We start from the raw sequence: 19073 nt of genomic DNA, 5'->3' as shown, positions 1-19073 counted from the left end.
ACAGAAGTAACGAAGCAAAACCATGAAAGCAGATGCGAAAGGCAGTTACTTCACGCGACCGGAACACGGCGCACGGACGGGAGCTTCGGGATGAATCCGCATCTCGTTTGTGTCGGAGGCGAAGATCACGCCCTGAGAATTCCGTTCCTAATGTCCCTGCGCGAAAGCGGCTTCCGGGTCACGGCAGTTTCAACCGGCGATGAGGCTGCGTTTTTGCGGCATGGCATTCCGCATCGTCGCTACGGTTTCGACCGATTTGCCAGCGGCACTGGCGAGTGGACCGCTGTAAGAGCGATTCGGAAATTGCTTGCGGAACTCCGGCCTGACATCGTCCAAAGCTTCGATACCAAGCCTAACCTGCTGACACCCATTTCGGTGCGCGGAACGGTCCCGGTCGTGCGCACGATCAACGGCCTGGGCTGGACATTCTCATCGTTGGAACCGCGGGCTCTGGCCTTACGTCCAATTTTTTGCGGACTACAATGGCTTGCCTCCTTCTGGACGGCAGCGACGGTATTTCAGAATCGGGACGATGAGGCTTTCTTCAAGCGCTTTCGATTGATTGAACCTGGCAGCGGAAGAGTGATCCGCAGTTCTGGCATCGATGTCGATGCGTTCGCTATGGCGAGGCATCTTGCTCCGCCGGCGGCGAAAATGCGCCAGGAACTCGGGCTCCAGTCAGCAGAGATCGTAATTTTTGTGGGCCGGCTAACCCGCCAGAAGGGCATCCCGACGCTGCTCCAAGCAGTCCCCCGCGTCCTTTCTAAAAGGCCTAATGCGCGTTTCGTGCTTGTCGGCCCTTGGGAGTCCGAAGGTCCATTTGCAGTCGACAAGTCGGAAATCGATAGACACGCTCCTCATATTATCGCGCTAGGCCCACGACGCGATGTTCCAGCCCTTCTTGGCATGGCCGACGTGTTCGCCTTCCCCACACAATATCGAGAAGGAATCCCGCGCGTCCTGCTCGAGGCAGGGCTGGCGGGATTGCCCATAGTCGCCTCAAAGATGCCCGGCTGCAATGAGGTGGTCGAGGATGGATGGAACGGCTACCTAGTCCAACCTTACGACGCCGATGGCCTTGCATCTCGAATAGTCGACATCCTGTCCGACCGCAGTCACGGAAAAATCATGGGCGGTCGTTCTGTCGAACTCGTCCGTGAGCAGTTCGCGCTGCCGCGGGTGGTCGCTCAGTATTGCGATCTGTACGAAAATATCCTTGGCGCCAAATCCCACGGTGGCCTCGCCCGACCGGCGTATCCGATCTTAATTAGAGACGATGCTGTCAGCGGTAGATTGGATGTGCGCCGATGATCCGGGACGCGATCCTGGCCTGCGGGCTCGCAACGACCTATGCGGAGCAACTCGACATTCCTGGGTCGCCCTTGGGGATTGGCGAACTGTTCCTCGTGCTTTGGATCATGCTGTCGATCGCGCGCGTCCTTGCCGGCGGTCGCCTGGAGACCAGGCCGGCGCTGACACTCCTTGCAAGCTACTGGACGATTATGGCGCTGGCTCTGGGGGTCGGCACCGTTGTCGGCTATCTGACCACAGTTCTATATCTGACGGGCCTGATGCACGATACGATGGCCTACCTGCTGTTGGTCAGCGTCACCTGCCTTGCCGCTGCAGAACCCGAGGCCGACCGCCATCTCCGTCGTACTGGCTGGTGGGTCGTGGGTATCGCGAATATGGCCCTTGCCATTCAGCTGGGACAAGGCTGGGGTTGGATCCCCCGAGCTGGCGTCGATCCCTGGTACTGGGACCGCTTTCGCGGCTGGTCGCACAATCCAAACCAGCTCGCGCTCTACTGCGCAATCTTTGGCCCGCTAGCCTTGCATCTTGCGACCACCACCAGCAATCGATGGGGCAGGTCTCTTGGGATCGCCAGCTTGTTCCTAACCTTCTATGTCGGGAGGCTGACAAAGAGCGATACCTATTTGTATACCAGCATCCTGACCTGCCTGACGTTCCTCGGGCTGCGGATCAGGACATGGCTCAAGACCAGTGGCAATAGGGGCAGCTTTTCACGGCAAGCCGTCCTCCTGTTGCTCGTCGGTATCCTTCCGTTGGCGATCGCGATAACCCCCTACGCCGTGACGGAGGCGAGCGTCCTCGAAAACTTCGCCAAGGGCCTGACCAAGGACAAGGGCGGCGAGGCCACTGCCGAAACCGCCGCACTCCGCGTGCATCTCTGGGACGAAGCAATAGAGAAGGGCGCGGAATCCGGGTCGTTGGGCCTTGGTCCAGGTCCGCATCTCGAGCGCCCATCAGTGTTCGAATCGCAATTTTTGGAACGACCCTTCGAGGCTCACAACACGATCCTCGATCTGTACACTCAAGGTGGACTTATTGCGGTTCTGGCGCTGGTCTGGATCGTCAGCGCCGCCATCGTGTCGGTATGGCGTGCGAAGCTCGACGCGCTGTTAGCGCTCGTGGTGTCAATCGCTATTTTCGGAATGCCGCACCTGATCATCCGTCACCCGATCGTGTGGTTTGCGCTGACCATCTGCCTTGTCGCCGGTGCTCCGAAAGCAGTTTCTGCAATCTCCAACAATCCGGGTTAATGGCATGTGTGGTATTGCCGGAATTCTTCTTGCCCCCGATTCAGCCGACACGAAGCCGCTCAAGGCAATAGAGCAAATGACGGCCGCGCTTCGTCACCGCGGACCGGATGGCGAGGCATTCTGGATACATAGCGAAGCCGGGCTTGCCTTCGGTCACAGGCGTTTGGCCATTGTTGATCTGTCGGAGGCGGGCTGCCAGCCAATGCATTCCGAAAGCGGCAGATACGTCATTACGTTTAACGGCGAAATATACAATTTCCGCGATCTGCGCTGCGAACTGGAAAGTACAGGTCGTCATTTCAGGGGCACCAGCGATACCGAGGTCATGCTTGCCGCTATTGAGAATTGGGGCCTCGAAAAAGCACTCACACGCTTCGCCGGCATGTTCGCGCTAGGACTATGGGATCTGAAGACGAGGACGCTCCATCTCGCCCGCGACCGAATGGGCAAAAAGCCGCTTTATGTCGCCTCAACACGTGATGCGCTTGTTTTTGCCTCTGAGTTGAAGGCGATCACCCGTTTTCCAGGTTTTTGTCAGGAGCTCGATATCAATGCGGCCGCGGCGATGCTTTCGAACGGATGGGTACCGGATGACAGCTGCATCTGGCGAGGCGTGTTCAAATTACCGCCGGGTTCGGTCCTGTCGGTGACGGCAGCTGACTTCGCCGCGTCGCGAAGTGCCGCCTCGCTAGCGCATCGTATTCGATACTGGTGGTCGCTAGCCGAAACCGCCGCCAAAGGGCGGGCGGAGCAGGTCGTCGGCAGTGACGAAGAACTTACCACTGAACTGGATGGCCTGCTTCGACTTGCCGTTCGGGAGCGCATGATCGCTGACGTTCCGCTCGGGGCCTTCCTGTCGGGCGGAATAGACAGCTCGACGGTTGTAGCCCTGATGCAGGCTCAATCGGACAAGCCGGTGCGCACGTTCACGATCGCTTTCGGAGAGGGCGGGTTCGATGAGGCTCCCCACGCGGCGGAAGTCGCGCGGCATCTGGGCACCGACCATACCGAACTCCACCTTTCGGCTGCCGTAGCGCGCGAAGTCATTCCAGAATTGCCGCAGATCTGGGACGAGCCTTTCGCTGACGAATCGCAGATACCAACTCTGCTGGTGGCGCGGCTCGCCCGCCGGCACGTTACGGTGGCTCTGTCGGGTGACGGTGGCGACGAATGCTTCGCCGGCTACGCCCGCCACTTCATGGCTGCCCGCCTGCGACGACAGCATACTCTGCCGTCGGCACTGCGTCGGGCGCTCGCGGCAGGCACTGGGTTACTGGCCCGTGCAGCCCGTCACGATCTCGTCGGGAAGCTGCCGCTTTCGGAGGGTGCACGGCATGCGCTGCGGGGCGACCGGCTGGATCGCCTCGCTCAGCTACTCGCTGCAGCCGATGAGGACGAGTTGTTTCGGCGACTGACGAGATCGTCGACCGAGAACCTCAGCCTGCACCAGCCCCCCTCATCAATCCACGTCGAGCACCGGCTTGATGGGCTGCTGTCCCGTCTTTTGTATGACGATATGGACGGCTACCTGCCCGGCGATATATTGGTGAAGCTGGACCGCGCCAGCATGGCCAACAGCCTCGAGGGGCGGTGCCCGCTACTCGATCATCGGGTTGTCGAATTCGCCTGGCGCCTGCCGACGAATACCAAGGTTCGTAATGGCAAAGGTAAGTGGATCCTTCGTCAGCTGTTGCGCCGGTACGTTCCGCAGCGACTGATCGAGCGGCCAAAGCAAGGTTTCGATGTTCCTATAGCAGTCTGGCTGAGGGGCCCGCTGCTCAGTTGGGCAAACGATCTTGTCGCCGATATGCGCATCTCCGGAGACGGAATTTTCGACCTTGCGAAGGTGGATGCGTGCTGGCGCGGTCACGTCGATGGCAGGCACGACCATTCTCGCGAATTGTGGCCGGCTTTGATGTTCCAGGCCTGGCACAACGAGGCAAGGCGGCCATCGCCGCCAGCAACGGGTTCTCGCGTGCCCGAACTTACAGGAGATTAAGATGGAAGGGTCCATAGTTAGCCGCATCCACCTTCCGCACGTTACCGAAATGCACTTGCCTGCGCGCGAAATCACTCCGCGCATGAAACGGCCGTTACGTGAGCAGATGGACACGCAAACCCCGCTCCATCAGCTCCTCGTTACCCTCTCAAGAAAAAAGTGGTTCCTCCTGGCCATGGTCGTCGCAGGCGGTGTCTTGGCCGCGCTTGGAGGGCTTGCACGGCCTGCCCTATACGAGGCCACCACGCAGGTAATCGTCGACGCACCTAGTAGAGCAGCCCCTGCCGGCGGCTTGATCTCTGCTCAGGATCAGCTGGATTCCAGCATTGACGACCATATCACCATGCTCTCATCGCAAAGCCACCTGCGAAGCGTAGTGGCAGCGCTGCGCAAAACGGATGCTGCCAATGGTGCTAAACAGGCTGGTGCTCGAACCGGAAACCATCCTCCGAAGCCTGTTGGCGTCGAGCCGCTGAATTTGCGCTCGGTTCCAGCCGATTTGCTGGCCAAAATTTGGCCGCGAAGCACGCCGGCGGCGCCAGATGCGGCTGAACTCAAGGTGCTGCGTGAAGGTATGAGGATCGGCCAGGAGCTGCGATCGAGAGTTATCAGTGTCGGCTTCACCGATCACGATCCGGCGCGAGCCGCTCTGATCGCCAACACGTTCGTCGAAGTGTATATTGGCGATCTGGCAAGGAAAAGCCAAGCGTCGGACAGGCTGGAACTCGACTCGATAGTCTCCGGGCTGCCGACTATACAAAGCAGTCTGGCAGAAGCGACCGATCGTCTGGAGAGATATCGGTTGAGCCATGGCGCGGTCGATCAAGGTGCGGCGGACAATGCTGCCAAGGAGACAGCCGAACTCACTCAGCAAATTTCCTTGTCGAAAGCGGACCTCTCCGCAACGGAATCCCGACTCCAACACATTCAGGACTTGCGAAAGGGGGGCGCGCCCGTTGCCTCGGTAGCCGAAGCCATCGGATCACCCTTGCTGGCCGATCTCTTGGCAGGCCAGGCCAACGGCACGGCAGATGAGAATGTCACAAATGCGATCGATCGTGAGATCGAACAAGAAATCGCCCGCGTCGCTGCTGAGGCAAACATCTATCGCTCCCAGATTGCGGCGCTGCAAAAGCGTAAGGATGTCCTAGATGCGGTTGTGGCCGATACAGCCGGCCGGCTTTCCGGACTGCGTGCTCTCGAGCCGCAGGTCAGCATCCTGACGCAGCGCTACAACGACCTTTTGACCCGGCAACAGGACTTGATGCGGCGTATTGCAAGTCCATCCCCCGGAGTCAGGCTTCTCTCAGCGGCGTGGCCCCCTACCAATCCAACGACTCTTTCGCCAATTTTTCTTATTCCGCCTGGCATGGTCGTGTTTGGCCTGATTGGAGGGATTTTCATACTTGTCCGCCAACGCTTCGATCGCACTTTGCGCGGAGAGGCCGAAGCTGAAGCAGCGCTCAAGGTTCCGTGCCTCGGGCTAATACCCCAGGCTCCCACAACGCACGCGAAGCGACTGCAGCAGCTGGTTTCAGGCCAGCAGGGGTGCAGATACAGCCGCGCCGTGACGTCCCTGCTTGTCGCCGCGGCGCCCCAACAGGCAAGGGATTACTCGAACATAATCTTGATAACATCCTGCGGTGAGGATGATGGCAAGACCGAGCTCGCATGGAGCATGGCCTTGGCGGCCACCAGACTTGGAGGGCGAGTACTCTTCATTGATCTGGACCGCACGGACCACCGCCTTACGGGCGAGTTTGTGAAGGAATTCAGCGCACGTAAGCCGCACAATTTTTTCGGAGACTATGTGAGTGACCGTTGTGCACTGCACGATGCGATAGCAGGAATGTCGGCGATCGGGATCGACTTCATGGCGCTCGCACCGTCGGAGGATCTGCTGCCCTTGCTGTCCAGTGTCGACGGCTCCCCTTTCAAAGATGAACTGCACTCGATCTATCGGGTCGTCATCATAAATGGACCGCTGGGGCTTGAGGGACCAGAGGCCAGGCTCCTGACAGGCTGGGGTGACGTGGTTCTTTTCGCCGTTCGCTGGGCGAAAACGCGACGCAGCATCGCGCGAGGCGTTCTGGACCTGCTTGCGGGCGATGCACCAGCTTCGGTCCCCGTCGCAAGCGTTCTCACGAAGGTTAATCTCAGGAAGCACGCTGGTTACCGGTTCGGGGACAGCGCTGACCTCTTGCTGGAGAGGACATGACGAGCGCGGCTCTTGTTGTTGCGCACTTCCCGCTTGGTTGAAAATCACCGCGCTAGGCGCTGCGCCGATCGGCTGCTGGGCGCGGGCCATCCGGCAGTAGCTGGGGTTGTCGCGGAGAGATCCATCCGGAGCGTGGGTCCGAAGTGTCACAACGGAACCTACGGCCAGGAGCCGCCGGACGGGCATTCATGAATTCCGGACCCCATCTGAGGCAACGCGCCTGACGCCGTCCTTCGTCTGCTTGGCGTTCACCGCGCGCCTAGTGGTGTCGAAATCACCCTTCACGCGGACCCGCTCATCGCTGCTTGGCTTGGCGATGAATCCGTAGCGCAGGTGACGAGACTTTGTCGATCTTTGCCCAGAGTGCGCTCCCCCCCATCGTCGATGCATTCCTGACCGCGTATGCCCATGCCGGCAACCGCGATGGTGAAATCGCAAGGGCAGTCAAACCTTGCGCAATCCGTTGCGCTTTGCTTCGCGGCAGGGCGCGCACGAACTCACTCACGCTACCTGGTTTCTCTCCCTTTCGGAAAAAGCTGTGGACGATGTCTTGTTTCAGGAATTTGGCGAGATTGAACGGCTCCCGCTCGCACTTGCTCAATTGCAAGCCGTGCCGCTGACATATGGCATCGAAGGCTTCTTTCGTCCATCGGCCGATGTGGTTTGGTGGCATGTCTATGAGCGAGCCATGGGACTCCATGTAGTAAGTTCTGTTTTCATTTGGCACGGCGATAAAGGCAGATCCTTGCGCCTTCAAAAGATATTTCAATCGAGCAAAAACGTCGTCCACTTGGTCCATATGCTCGAAGACTTGAAACATGAAAATAAAGTCGAAGGACTCTTTCATAGAATCGAAGCTGTCCATCCGAAAATCGCCTGAATAGGTCTTAAAGCCTTTCGACGCCAGTACAGACCTCGCCGTTTCGTTGTAGTCGACCGCAGAGATGTCGGAAACATGGAAGAATTTATTCTTGATGCGATCGAGAAAATATCCGAACCCAGACCCCACTTCGAGGGCAGTTTTTCCGCCAGTCTTCAGGCCCGCGAGCTCTTCGATAGTCCTTGAATATTCCCATTTCATGGTCGGATAGGAAGGGTACGCCCAGGCTAAGTTATAAAATTCAACGCCGCCAGCGACGAAGGGATCTGCAAAACCGAATCCGCAATCTGCGCATTTGCGGATATCGCATGTGTTGCTGCCCCAGAGATCCGACAGGTGGCTTGTTAATTTTCGAGAGCGATCGGGGTCCTGACGCGGATTGATGAAATGTCGAGAGGCCTCATCTGCTGTCACTTCGAACAATTTCGCGGTTGATACACTGGCACACGCCGGACAAATGGTCATCTCGCTTACCCCTAAAGGCCAGACCGAAGGAAAGCCGCCTTCGACGGTATATGATGCGCCCCAGCCCGCCCGCCGTCGCGCTCGACGATGCCGCCATGCTCAGAAGCTAAATCGTCTCAGGCTACGCAATCGACCCAGTCTCGGGCGGATCGCGAACACGTAAGTAAGAATGTGCTGGCTCGCTATTTTCATAACTGACGGGCGAAGAATTTGCATCGCATCTCGGATCGTCGCCCGCCAGGGTTGCTGGTGGAATCTGCTGGGAAGACGAGCAACCCGCAGCGCCCGTAACAGAGTCTCAGGGCAGGGAAGATGTTTACGATCCTCGATGAGGTTCCAGTTAAGCTCTTTGACGGCAAGCGTTACCTGATCGACCTCATCGAAACTCTTGGTTGTAGTGATGCTCGGGTGGTTCGTCGCGTCGTAGAAGATCAAGCCATCGTTTATCGCGACCATGTCTCCGTGGCAGGCCAGATCGACAAAGAACAGCTGGTCGACTCCAGCTGGGATTGAATTATGGGCGCGCATCAGGCAACCCGCGTGAATGACGTCGCGGTTGATCAAAAGCGTCGATGGGATGATCCCAAGGCTCCGCGTCGTGCGGACCAGATAGAGGTCCGTCAGGCATTGCTGGCTTGAGTAGACGGAAATTCGTTGCCGCCCCTGCGGTGGCAATCGGAATTTCATCCGATCGTCCTCAATTATATTGGCTGCACAGGTCATGAATGCAGCTGAGGGATGCTTGGTGGAAACCTCGGCAAAGGTCTTGAGTGCGCCCGGGGCGAGCCAGTCATCGTCATGGAGCAGCTTGATCCATTTTCCGGCGCAAGCGAGCATGGCATTGTTGGTATTCTCTACCTGACCGCGGCCCCGGCAGTTTTCGACAATTCGGATGCGAGGCTCGGTCCGCGCATACTCGGCCACGATTGCCCAAGTCGGTCCGTCCCGGCCCTCGTCGTCGCTGACGACCAACTCCCAACTGGAAAAATTCTGACTCAGAATGCTATCCATTGCCCGGCGGATCGTGTCCGGTCGGCGAAAGGTTGGGATTGCAACTGAAATGAAAGGGCGCAGTCGCGAAGCATCAGCGCGATGATGTTGGTCAACCACAGCGGTCGTTTGGAGCTGATCAAGCTGCGATTGTTTCATGGTGCTTTTCCCTCGAGATGATGACCTTGTTTTGGTATGGCAGCTCCCGCTGGTTTAATGGCATGGCTCAAAATATACAGAGAGGCCGCCGTTTTCAGTGCAAACCCGACGCCGCCGCCGGCCGCCATCAGATAAATGACCTTGAGTGGTTCCCAACCTGCCTCAGCACCGGCAAGAAGCGGACCAAACACCAGCGCCGTCCGCGCGCCGTCGACGAGAAGCCGTAGCTCCTGCCGGCGCAGGAGAGCTGGGACATCTTGAAGCGGCGTCGCCAACGCCTGCGCAGCCCCCATGAACGCCAGCGCGGTCATAATGTCTGCGGCGGGAACCCAGGGCGGGCCCAGCAGGGGGACGACAATATATGGCGCAGCCAGGCCAAGCGCCAATATTGGCAATGCAGTGAGGCAGGCTGAAAGCATCAAGAGGCCGCGTGCGGTGCCGAGCAGATGTCTGCGATCACTGTTTTTGTTCGCCTCGGAGACAAAAACATTGCTGAGCGGGGTGGCGATCAGCGTGACCGGCGCAGTCACCAGCCGCGCTGCCACTCCCAGGTAACCCGCAAAAGCGGCGCCAAACAGCGAACCAACAAGTATTGCGGGAAGATTGATAATGGCGAAACTCGCGAGAGCTGAGGGAATGTCAAATAACGGAAACTTGTATTCTCGCCTGGCGACGGCAAAGACGGTACGCCACGGCGCTCGGGCGACGCCGTGTAAGTCCTTCCAGCTCAGAATCCGAGAGCCGAGGAGTCCGATAAAAATGAATTGGCTCAGGATATGGGCATGTACCATCGACTCACCTCCGAAATGGGCGAGCCCAAAAATCAATTGCAGCAGGGCCATGGTCGCCGGCAAGATCAGCCGGCCGAGGGCGAAGTCTCGTAGCAGGCCTGCGCGCAGGCTCCAGCAGTTCATGGCTTCGACGAGACCTGCGCCCGCCATCCCAAGTGGAACGAGCCAGGCGAGGTGGCCGACCCGCGCTGGAGCGATGCTCGCCCACAGCAATCCTGCCGCAAAGGCGAGGACACTCGTCACCGACACAGCCAGGAGAATGAGCTTAACAGTCACATACGCCCGCGCATTGTCCTTGACACCATAGAGAGAGGCCTCGAAACGCAGTGCTGCGATCGCGCCGAGGATGTTTACGATCGAAAGATAAATCGTGAAGATCCCGAAATCTGCCGGGGAATAGAGCCGGGCCAAAACGGGAATAGCGGCGACGAGAGTCAACTGACCGGCAATCGCCATGGCCGAAACGCCTCCTGCCGCGCGCAGAATACTGCCGATCGGGCTTGGAGGAACACGGGTGATTATTTTCTCGACCGTAGGAACCGTCCTGGATCTCAGAAAGTAGCTTTGGGACATGAGCTCGCGATTCCGAGGAGGCAAAATGCGGTTGACCGGAGCTTACGATGGGGCCTGAACGTCACCATCATCCATCTGAATGACATCGTTCGGCGGAGCGGCGATGTAGCGAATTCTTTGTGCTCCGGGCGGGGCACAACTGCAGCTCTGAAATTGAGACCGCTCGTTGGACTTGCCCGCGATGAACTGATTTCTGCGGGGATCGCGCGGGCATCGATGCTCGGGAATGTCGTCGTCACGTTATGCGGTACCAACTGGATCTTTTGACCAGACCAGCAGCCGCGACAAGGATGGCCGACGCGTGGATTCGTCGCTCCGACAAGGCGCGGATTACACGGTGGGCTTACACATGCATTAACGTTTGTTGCTGTGTGCTGGCTGCGATGTTCGTTCCATGAAAGTCCCGGTACCATTCGACAAAGCGTTGCACTCCGTCCTCGAGCGTTGTCGCCGGGGCGAAGCCGACAGCGTTACGAAGATCACTCACGTCGGCGCGAGTCTCCAGAACGTCGCCCGGTGGTAGAGGCACTTCCACGCGAATCGCCCGGCAGCCAAGGGCGGTCTCGATGAGCGAAATCAGCCGGTTAATCTCCTCCGGCCGGTCGTTGCCAATATTATAGACGCGGTACGGTGCAGAACTTGTGGCGGGATCTGCGGTAAGAAAATCCCAACCCGGGTCGGGTCGCGGCGGTGCAGCGAGTGCTCGAACCACCCCCTCAGCGACGTCGTCGATATAGGTGAAGTCTCGCCACACGCGGCCGGCATTGGCTACTTCGATTGGTTTCCCCTCGATAATCAAACGCGTGAACATGTAGACTGCCATGTCGGGCCTGCCCCAGGGGCCATAAACGGTGAAGAAGCGCAGTCCGGTCACGGGCAAGCAGAATAAATGACTGTATGAATGCGCCATGAATTCGTTTGAACGCTTGGTTGCGGCGTACAGACTGACAGGATGGTCTGCGCCGTGATGCTCAGAAAACGGTGTGGTTCGATTTGAGCCGTAGACGGAGCTCGACGAAGCGTAGACGAGATGACTAACGCCGAAGTGCCGGCAGCCCTCAAGGACGTTGAGAAACGCCACTATGTTCGATTGCACATAGCAATGCGGGTCAGCAAGTGAATGACGCACGCCGGCCTGAGCCGCGAGATGGACAAAGTGTGAGGGGCGAAATTCTGAAAACAGCAACTGAACGCGGGCGGCATCCGCCAGATCAATTCGCATCGAAGTGAAGCCCGGCTCGGCACAGAGACGTGCAAACCGCGCTTCCTTGAGTCGTGGATCGTAGTAGGGGGTGAAATTGTCGACGCCGATGACTTCGGCACCCAGACGCAAAAGCCGCAAGGCGACGTGAAAACCAATGAAGCCTGCAGCACCGGTGACGACGATCGGTCCTATCGGGACGAGTTCCTTCACGGCGCGGTCTGACCGGGATCGGGCGGTTTCCATATTTTCCGCAGAAAGAACGGAACCACCGTTTAAATCATGATCCAATTTTTTGCCCCTTCGACGTCACTCGACAGTGTCGAATTGCCTATTCCGAGATCCCGGCCAATTGTGCCGGGATGTTATGTGCCGGGGCGTCGGCGTCGGCACAGGTGAGCAGGCGCCGGCCACGCGCTGCGCAACGTGACCTGCCAAGCTAGGTTGGAACGGCCTCCAGCACCGGTCGACCAAGCCCCGTCGCATGTGGATGCCGCCAACTAGACCCCAACAACTGCGCGGCCCTTACGGCAGGACCGAAATACGCCCAAGAAGGGCCACCAGTTCCGCCTGGCGTTTTGTTTCGGTCTTGGCGAACAGCGAGGCAAGCTGGGAACGGATCGTGGTGCGGCTGAGACGCCAGCTGCGAGCGATCTCCAAAGGTGCGTCGCCCTGGGCCAAGCGCAAGGCGAGGTGCGTTTCTGCGCTCGTCAAGCCAAACATTCTTTGCAGCGTCCGAGGATTTGGCCCCGACCTGTTGTCGCGATCCAGCAGCGCCACAATGCTTGTTCCGTCGGGAGCGATAACGCCGTTCTCGTTCAGTATCACCGGTCGGTCGCCCCTGCTGCGGATCACCACCCAAGACAATGAGCCCGGCAGGAATTGGCCCGGAACATTCGCGATCAGCCGCCTTAGGGCGGCCGTAAGTCCGCTCGCCGTGTCGGCCGCTTCGCCCTGGCGCTCAAGCGTGGTTTGGGCGGCTGCGTTCCACTCGACTACTTTTCTTTCGCGATTCAACACGAGATAGCCACAGCCAATGCGATCAAGCACGCCGGTTATGGATTCCAGACTGCGGCCTTTTGGTTCGCCGAACCTTGCGCCCAATGGATCCGATGCGCGATCGGGAAGGTGACCAGAAGAGGGCCGCGTATTCCGCGCTTCAAAATCATACTTGGTCCTCGTAACAATATACCGATTGTTCGAAGAAGCATCGACCTGTCTATCGATCAGATTCATTTTCTACCCCTAACCCAAAGTTTCACACGCCCGAAATAAGTATTCGGGATTCATGTAGTCTTCTATGTGTAGCTGGATTATAGTCTTCTATGCGCTGACGGATAATACGTTCATCATCACCTTGAAAACTTAATATGATCCGACAGTTCTAAGGCAGCTCTTAGGCCCCGCTGCGTCCGATAAAATGCGCGCTATGATAGCGGTATGGCAATCCGGCAGTGGTACTAAGCTGTACGTTTTTTGCTCTAGTCTCGACGGGCTAGTCAGAAGGTTGTAGTCTGTGTCCATGAGCTCGCAGTCGCGCAGGTCGAATTCGAACCCGTCGGGCAGATTGCTAACTCATATTGCGTCTGCATCGGTGTTAGCTGCCACACTGATATTTGAAATAAAATCGTCAGCCTATATTGGGCAAGGCGCAAGTTTTCTGGAATTTATTCCGGCTATTATTATTATCGCTTATCTCGAAGACCGCGTACCTGCGCTCGCTGCGACCATTCTGATGGTTGCTGTCGGGCTGTGGGCACGAGGACACGATCAGATTTCAAGTGGAGACTGGGCACGCGCAATCCTGCTTCTGGTTTCGGGTGGCGTGATTGCCATGACCTTCCATCGTCTGCGGCAGGACTTGCGTGAGTTGCTGGAAGTCGCGGAGGCCAGGCTCGCTGCCGTCGAGGCGACCGAAAGCCGCTATCGTTGGGCCTTCGAACGTGCTGCCATGGGATTCGCGAACACCAACAAGAAAGGTGAGTTGCTGCAGTCCAACAGACGCCTTTGTGAGATGACCGGGTACAGGGAGGAGGAGCTTGCCCAATTACAGCTTGATACGCTCGCCCATCCGAACGACCGGGATACCTTGGCGCAATTGCTGGCGAGGCTGGGCAATGACATTTCTTCGTTCGTTTCGGAGGTGCGTCTGTCACGAAAGGACGGTACGGCATTCTGGGCCAGGCTAACGCTTTCTTCGTCCGTGCCCGAGGGTGGCCTCTCGGAGAGCATCTTCGTGGTGGTCGACGATATTTCGGAACGACGCGCTGTTCACGAAGCGCTTCGGGCCCAGAAGGAATGGCTGGACCTCGCTCTGTCTGCTGGACGCTTGGCCACGTGGCGCATAGACCTTAAAGACGGGGTAGTCACGGGCTCGGACACGTTCTGGGACATTCTCGGCCTGGCCCAGGCCAATAGCCGCAGTTTGGAGGAGCTGTCAGCTGTCGTTCATCCGGCGGACTGGCCAAAGCTGGCGGCATCGAGAAAGGCCGCACCATCGGTCACGAATTACGATGTCGAGATACGCGTCCGCCGACCGGACGGACATATCCGCTGGGTTGCCCTGCGCGGAAGGGAGGAAAGACATGATGATGGTGGACAACGGCTTGGGGTGGCCGCCGACCTGAGCGAGAGACGACAAACCACGCTGCTGCGCGCCGCGGCAAAGAAGCGGGAGCGCATTATGCTCGAACAGCGTCACAGATTCGGCAACGTTTTCGCGGTGATCACGGCGCTCGTGAAAATGGTCGATGCTCCTGGAAACAATGTTGCCAAATACAAGGAAATGCTGATCGACCGGATACGCGCGCTTGAGGCAACCCATCTGCTTCTTTCACGCAACGGCAGCGTATCGGGGACGCTAAACGATCTCGTTGCGCAAGAATTGCAACCATATATGGGAACACGCGCCATATCGGTCGGCGGTCCTTCCGTGACGATGTCGGGAGGCGCCGCCGAGAGTTTTGCGATGATCGTTCACGAGCTTGCCACCAATTCCATGAAGTATGGAGCGCTTGGCGATCCAAAAGGCCGGATCGACGTAAGCTGGACGTTCGCACCTGAAGACACAGGCAGCGAGATCGGGTTCGAGTGGGTGGAATCGGGGCGGCGGCGGACCTCGAGCGTAGTCCGTCATGGCTTCGGTTCCATGATAATCGGAGTGGATGGAGCGCCGCTTGTCGGTCACTCTCCCAGGCTGGAAATATCGGACCAAGGGTTACGGTATTCGCTGCGGCTGTCACGCAAGGAAATCGGATTGTAGTGCAGTGCTCCAATCGCAAAGCAGATATCTAAAGGCGGGTCGCGCTGAGCGGCCTTTGAGATGCGCAGGGTTCCTTCCAAGAATGTCGTCGGCCCAAAGCTGCGCCGCGGCTTTGGGATATGCAGTAAAATGCATGAGGAGTCTTGCGACGCCGTTTGCACGTCCAAAAGGACGCGCGGCGCTCTAGCTGGCATGTCTCGAAAGCCAAGTCTTCAGCATAACGGCAGCCTCGGTCCGATTGCGTACCCCCAATTCACGCAGAACCGCAGCAGCGTGGATTTTCGTGGTCGCCTCCGCGATTTCCAGATCGCGCGCAATTTCCTTGTTTGAATAGCCTTCCGCCATCAGCTTGAGGACTTCCTTTTGCCTCGAAGTCAGCCTGCCAAGGTTGACGCCAGCGGTACGCCTCTGTGGGCCTTTGTCGTCGGAATGGGTATGCGCGTGGGTTGTTTGCGTCGCTCCCGGGCGTGACAGAAGCGCAGGAACATAGATGCGGCCGGAGAGGATTTCATTGACGGCCAAAACAACCTCTTCGTCGGTCTGCGATTTTACGATGTAGCCGTGAAGCCCGATCGACAGAGCTGTGAGTATTTCCGAGCGTGAATCGTTTCCGGAAACGATCGCAAATCGCGTGTCCGGATAGGCAGACAGGATCCCGCCGAGCACTTCTTGATTGAACAGGCCCGGCATATTCAGATCCAGGATCGCAAGATCCACGAACGACTGCTCTGCCAGCAAACTGAGCACCGCGTCGAAACAGGACGCTTCAAAGATCTCCACACCTGGAATGCCTGCGGTCAGTGCCAATCGCAAGCCGCGACGATACAAGCCGTGATCGTCGGCGATGACGATTCGATACATTGAACTACCCCAACGCCTATCTGAATGGATTGAACGGTAATGGCCTGAAAATCGTGGCCATCCACTCGTCGATTCATCCAGCCGACGCTGCGGCACCCCCAACACCGCAAACGCCAGATTTCTAATATAATCTTAAATGACGGGAAACGCTCCTCTTTTTTTGCCCCTTGTGAGCGAAACCCGCCGAACGTCGTCGAACATACGTTCTGACCTTTTGGACAGCTGACAGACCGGCCGGTCGTTCAGCAGTGCTATAGGCCTAAAGATATAGAACAGCAAAACGGCTGAATTGTTACCATTCGAATGCACGACGACATCCACCCTGACGGCCACATACCATCCAGATGCAATGTCCGGATCAGGGGACAGTGGAGTAATCTCACCGGTCTTCTACGGGAAATCTCACCGGTTCTTCTGAGGGGACAAGAACGCGTTTCCCGGGTGCTGACCAGGGCAGGATAGCCGGCCCGTGACGATGGCGTTCAGGCCGAATGAACAAGGGAGGACCAGGATGAAAGCGGTTATTCAATGTGGAGGAATGGGAACACGCCTCCGCCCCTTCACTTCGGTCTTGCCGAAGCCGCTCATGCCGATCGGCGCACGGCCGGTTCTCGAGATGCTTCTGAAATGGTTGCGACGCAACGGCATTCAGGAAGTTTATATTACAACCGGGTATCTCGGCCACTTGATCCGCACCGTGTGTGGAGATGGCTCGCAGTGGAACCTGAAAATTCGATATACGCAGGAGATGGAGCCGCTTGGCACCATCGGGCCACTGTCTTTGATCAGGGATGAACTGACGGAGCCATTCATCGTTCTCAATGGCGATGTCCTCACGGATCTAAGCCTCAGTCGATTTGTAGCAGCGCACCGTAAGCACACCGATCCAGTGACAATCGCAACAGCCTGTCGCCTGATCAAGATGGATTTCGGCGTCATCGACGAAGTCGACAATACCGTGCAGGTCTTTCGCGAGAAGCCGACGCTTTCGCATCTGGTCAGCATGGGAATTTACTGCATGAACCCGGATGTTCTGCAGTTTATCCCATCCGGCATACCCTTTGGGTTCGACGACCTGATGCTGCAGATGATGCAGAACGGCACAACCGTGCACGTGTACAAGCATGAGGGTCTCTGGCTCGATATCGGGCGCGTCGACGATTTTCAGAACGCACAGACCATTTCCTGGGAAGACCAGTCGGCCTCGATCGAGGTCACTGCGACGGCTGCATGATGATGATGAAGTCACGAGCCCGGTTCCCACAGTTATCAGTCTAGGAGGTTGTGATGCTCTTGGTCAGTGCCCCGATCTTGGGTGTGCCGGAGAAGACTGCTTTGACCAGGGTCATCGACAGCGGCTGGCTGACCATGGGGGAGCAGGTACGAGCCTTCGAACAAGCTTTTGCCGACGTTCATGATGCGGAGGATTGCGTCGCGGTCAGTTCTTGCACCGCAGCGCTTCATCTCATTTTGCACGCACTTGGCATCGGACCGGGCGACGAGGTGCTGGTGCCATCCTTGACGTTCGTGGCGACCGCAAATGCGGTCCTCTATGTCGGTGCGACGCCGGTTTTCGTCGACATCGAGTCAGCCGACGTGCCGCTGATGTCGATCGTGGAAGCCGAAGCGAAATGCACGGCCCGCACCAAGGCAATCATTCTCGTTCATTTCGCCGGCTACCTCGCCGATCGGGAACAATGGCAGAGGTTCGCCCGTGCCCGGGGGCTACACATCGTCGAGGACGCCGCGCATGCGCCGGGCTTGAAGGAGGTGGGGACATTTGGTGCCGCGGCCGCCTTCAGCTTCTACGGCAACAAGAACATGACCACGGCGGAAGGCGGGGCTGTGATCGCCAGGGATGCCGGTCTGCTCGAGACAATCCGCCAGGCGCGTGGACATGGGATGACCACCGGGACACGTCAAAGGCTGAACAGCCGCACCCCTCAGTATGATGTCACCATGCTCGGATTCAACTATCGCATGGACGAATTGCGGGCTGCGATCGGACTGGTCCAGCTGCAAAATCTGCAGGAGTGGAATGAGATCAGGCGTATCCTGGTCATGCTGTATCGTCGTCTCATAGCGAAGCATTGCCCAGCCGTGACCATCCCGTTCCACGAGCCGCGGACGTCGGCCTACCACATCATGCCTATCCTTTTGCCACGTTACGCCGACAGGCAAGACGTCATCGACGCACTGCGCGGGCAAGGGATACAAACCACTATCCACTACCCGCCGGTGCACCAGATGACGCTCTATCGTGAGCTCATTCCCGGTACTCACTTACCGCGCACTGAAGATTTCGCCCAGCGCGAACTGACTGTACCGCTGCATCCGCAGATCACCGCACCTTTGGTCGAAACGGTGGTGGTCGCTCTTGCCGCAGCGGTCAATAACTGCGCTCAGACAGGAACAGCCGCATGAATGCCCTGGACCTAGCCATTCACAGGCCTAACGGCTCGAGCGCCGCCCATGGGTCTGCGAGACGAGCAATCGATCTCGTCATTGCTGCAGCCGCGGCGATCGTCTTCGCCCCGCTGATGCTGCTGATTGCCGTGGCGCTGCTGCTGGAAGGCGGTCGGCCCATCTTCTTCGCACAGACCCGCGTCGGGGCCGGTGCTCGCCCATTCCGCATGTACAAGTTTCGCAAGTTCAGCGTGCAATGTGACCCCGGTGGCTTGGCTCTGACCATGGCCGATGACAGCCGCATGACACCGATAGGACGGTTCCTCGCGGTCACCAAGTTCGACGAACTGCCACAGCTTTGGAACGTCTTCAGAGGCGAGATGGCAATCATCGGGCCACGCCCGGAGAGCCTTGCCTTCGCCGATTGTTTTCGCGGGGGCTTCGAAGACATTTTACAATACAAGCCAGGCTTGCTGGGTCCAGCCCAGGTTCTCTTCCGGCATGAAGCCCGTTTCTATCCGCGATCGATGGACCCGCTACTGTTCTATCGCCAGGTTCTGTTTCCTGCCAAAGCCAGGCTCGACCTTTCCTATTATCCGCAGCGCACGATCGGGTCCGATGTTGTGTGGATGGTGCGCGGCTTGCTGGCGGTGCTTGGGGTGGTTTCGCCGTCGCCGATCGGAACTTGAGAGCAGGTGGAACAC

14 protein-coding genes are annotated in these 19073 nt (G+C 58.1%); 8 read left to right on the top strand and 6 right to left on the bottom strand.

The features are described 5' to 3' along the window. Window positions 1-90: 90 nt before the first annotated feature. Genes NKH60_RS07625 through NKH60_RS07610 form a run of 4 tightly spaced genes read left to right on the top strand, consistent with a single transcriptional unit; the run spans window position 91 to window position 6781 of the window. Window positions 91-1311 (top strand): glycosyltransferase, encoded by a 1221-nt coding sequence (locus NKH60_RS07625; protein WP_352835892.1) that lies wholly within the window; start codon window positions 91-93, stop codon window positions 1309-1311. After that, on the top strand, window positions 1308-2564 hold the full coding sequence (locus NKH60_RS07620; protein ID WP_352871665.1) for an O-antigen ligase family protein: 1257 nt from the start codon (window positions 1308-1310) through the stop codon (window positions 2562-2564). Before NKH60_RS07625 ends, NKH60_RS07620 begins: the two co-directional genes overlap by 4 nt. A 4-nt stretch (window positions 2565-2568) precedes the next feature. After that, window positions 2569-4563, top strand: coding sequence for an asparagine synthase (glutamine-hydrolyzing) (asnB, locus tag NKH60_RS07615; protein ID WP_352501443.1), 1995 nt, complete (start codon window positions 2569-2571; stop codon window positions 4561-4563). 1 nt (window position 4564) lies between these two features. Then, window positions 4565-6781: a GumC family protein gene (locus NKH60_RS07610; protein WP_352472462.1), complete on the top strand. Its 2217-nt coding sequence runs from the start codon at window positions 4565-4567 to the stop codon at window positions 6779-6781. 295 nt (window positions 6782-7076) lie between these two features. On the opposite strand, the gene NKH60_RS07605 is transcribed toward NKH60_RS07610, so the two are convergent. From NKH60_RS07605 to NKH60_RS07585, 5 genes are all read right to left on the bottom strand, one after another. Further along, window positions 7077-8126 carry a class I SAM-dependent methyltransferase gene (locus NKH60_RS07605; protein WP_352472463.1) on the bottom strand — a complete coding sequence of 350 codons (1050 nt, stop codon included), beginning with the start codon at window positions 8124-8126 and terminating at the stop codon, window positions 7077-7079. A gap of 99 nt (window positions 8127-8225) precedes the next feature. After that, a complete protein-coding gene (locus NKH60_RS07600; protein ID WP_352472464.1) occupies window positions 8226-9275 on the bottom strand; it encodes a glycosyltransferase family 2 protein in 1050 nt (349 codons plus the stop codon). Then, window positions 9272-10522, bottom strand: a complete 1251-nt coding sequence (locus tag NKH60_RS07595; protein WP_352472465.1) for an oligosaccharide flippase family protein — start codon at window positions 10520-10522, stop codon at window positions 9272-9274. The genes NKH60_RS07600 and NKH60_RS07595 overlap by 4 nt, the downstream gene beginning before the upstream one ends. Window positions 10523-10982: 460 nt before the next feature. After that, window positions 10983-12086: an NAD-dependent epimerase gene (locus NKH60_RS07590; protein ID WP_352472521.1), complete on the bottom strand. Its 1104-nt coding sequence runs from the start codon at window positions 12084-12086 to the stop codon at window positions 10983-10985. Between the two features lie 279 nt (window positions 12087-12365). Next, window positions 12366-13076 carry a helix-turn-helix transcriptional regulator gene (locus NKH60_RS07585; protein WP_352472466.1) on the bottom strand — a complete coding sequence of 237 codons (711 nt, stop codon included), beginning with the start codon at window positions 13074-13076 and terminating at the stop codon, window positions 12366-12368. A gap of 286 nt (window positions 13077-13362) precedes the next feature. On the opposite strand from NKH60_RS07585, the gene NKH60_RS07580 reads away from it, so the two are divergent. Then, window positions 13363-15102 carry a PAS domain S-box protein gene (locus NKH60_RS07580; protein WP_352821425.1) on the top strand — a complete coding sequence of 580 codons (1740 nt, stop codon included), beginning with the start codon at window positions 13363-13365 and terminating at the stop codon, window positions 15100-15102. Between the two features lie 183 nt (window positions 15103-15285). On the opposite strand, the gene NKH60_RS07575 is transcribed toward NKH60_RS07580, so the two are convergent. After that, a complete protein-coding gene (locus tag NKH60_RS07575; RefSeq protein WP_023675618.1) occupies window positions 15286-15963 on the bottom strand; it encodes a LuxR C-terminal-related transcriptional regulator in 678 nt (225 codons plus the stop codon). Between the two features lie 511 nt (window positions 15964-16474). Here NKH60_RS07575 and NKH60_RS07570 point away from each other — a divergent pair. The 3 genes from NKH60_RS07570 to NKH60_RS07560 are packed head-to-tail and all read left to right on the top strand — an operon-like array spanning window position 16475 to window position 19058. Further along, window positions 16475-17197, top strand: coding sequence for a nucleotidyltransferase family protein (locus NKH60_RS07570; RefSeq protein ID WP_023675619.1), 723 nt, complete (start codon window positions 16475-16477; stop codon window positions 17195-17197). Between the two features lie 53 nt (window positions 17198-17250). Further along, on the top strand, window positions 17251-18387 hold the full coding sequence (locus tag NKH60_RS07565) for a DegT/DnrJ/EryC1/StrS family aminotransferase (RefSeq protein ID WP_352472522.1): 1137 nt from the start codon (window positions 17251-17253) through the stop codon (window positions 18385-18387). After that, complete coding sequence (locus NKH60_RS07560; protein ID WP_352541723.1) at window positions 18384-19058, top strand: sugar transferase; 675 nt, start codon at window positions 18384-18386, stop codon at window positions 19056-19058. The genes NKH60_RS07565 and NKH60_RS07560 overlap by 4 nt, the downstream gene beginning before the upstream one ends. Window positions 19059-19073 lie beyond the last annotated feature (15 nt).

Source organism: Mesorhizobium sp. M1006, assembly GCF_040318825.1.
GTDB lineage: Bacteria > Pseudomonadota > Alphaproteobacteria > Rhizobiales > Rhizobiaceae > Mesorhizobium.
The sequence above is the reverse complement of the archived record's forward strand: the minus strand, read 5'-3'. Positions and strand labels throughout refer to the sequence as shown.

Bases quoted from the DNA above. Each gene is read 5' to 3' on its own strand.
- NKH60_RS07620 (WP_352871665.1), top strand. From the start codon at position 1,308: ATGATCCGGGACGCGATCCTGGCCTGCGGGCTCGCAACGACCTATGCG.
- NKH60_RS07570 (WP_023675619.1), top strand. From the start codon at position 16,475: ATGAAAGCGGTTATTCAATGTGGAGGAATGGGAACACGCCTCCGCCCC.
- NKH60_RS07590 (WP_352472521.1), bottom strand. From the start codon at position 12,086: ATGGAAACCGCCCGATCCCGGTCAGACCGCGCCGTGAAGGAACTCGTC.
- NKH60_RS07625 (WP_352835892.1), top strand. From the start codon at position 91: ATGAATCCGCATCTCGTTTGTGTCGGAGGCGAAGATCACGCCCTGAGA.
- asnB (WP_352501443.1), top strand. From the start codon at position 2,569: ATGTGTGGTATTGCCGGAATTCTTCTTGCCCCCGATTCAGCCGACACG.
- NKH60_RS07575 (WP_023675618.1), bottom strand. From the start codon at position 15,963: ATGTATCGAATCGTCATCGCCGACGATCACGGCTTGTATCGTCGCGGC.
- NKH60_RS07565 (WP_352472522.1), top strand. From the start codon at position 17,251: ATGCTCTTGGTCAGTGCCCCGATCTTGGGTGTGCCGGAGAAGACTGCT.
- NKH60_RS07585 (WP_352472466.1), bottom strand. From the start codon at position 13,076: ATGAATCTGATCGATAGACAGGTCGATGCTTCTTCGAACAATCGGTAT.
- NKH60_RS07580 (WP_352821425.1), top strand. From the start codon at position 13,363: ATGAGCTCGCAGTCGCGCAGGTCGAATTCGAACCCGTCGGGCAGATTG.
- NKH60_RS07560 (WP_352541723.1), top strand. From the start codon at position 18,384: ATGAATGCCCTGGACCTAGCCATTCACAGGCCTAACGGCTCGAGCGCC.
- NKH60_RS07605 (WP_352472463.1), bottom strand. From the start codon at position 8,126: ATGACCATTTGTCCGGCGTGTGCCAGTGTATCAACCGCGAAATTGTTC.
- NKH60_RS07610 (WP_352472462.1), top strand. From the start codon at position 4,565: ATGGAAGGGTCCATAGTTAGCCGCATCCACCTTCCGCACGTTACCGAA.
- NKH60_RS07595 (WP_352472465.1), bottom strand. From the start codon at position 10,522: ATGGCGATTGCCGGTCAGTTGACTCTCGTCGCCGCTATTCCCGTTTTG.
- NKH60_RS07600 (WP_352472464.1), bottom strand. From the start codon at position 9,275: ATGAAACAATCGCAGCTTGATCAGCTCCAAACGACCGCTGTGGTTGAC.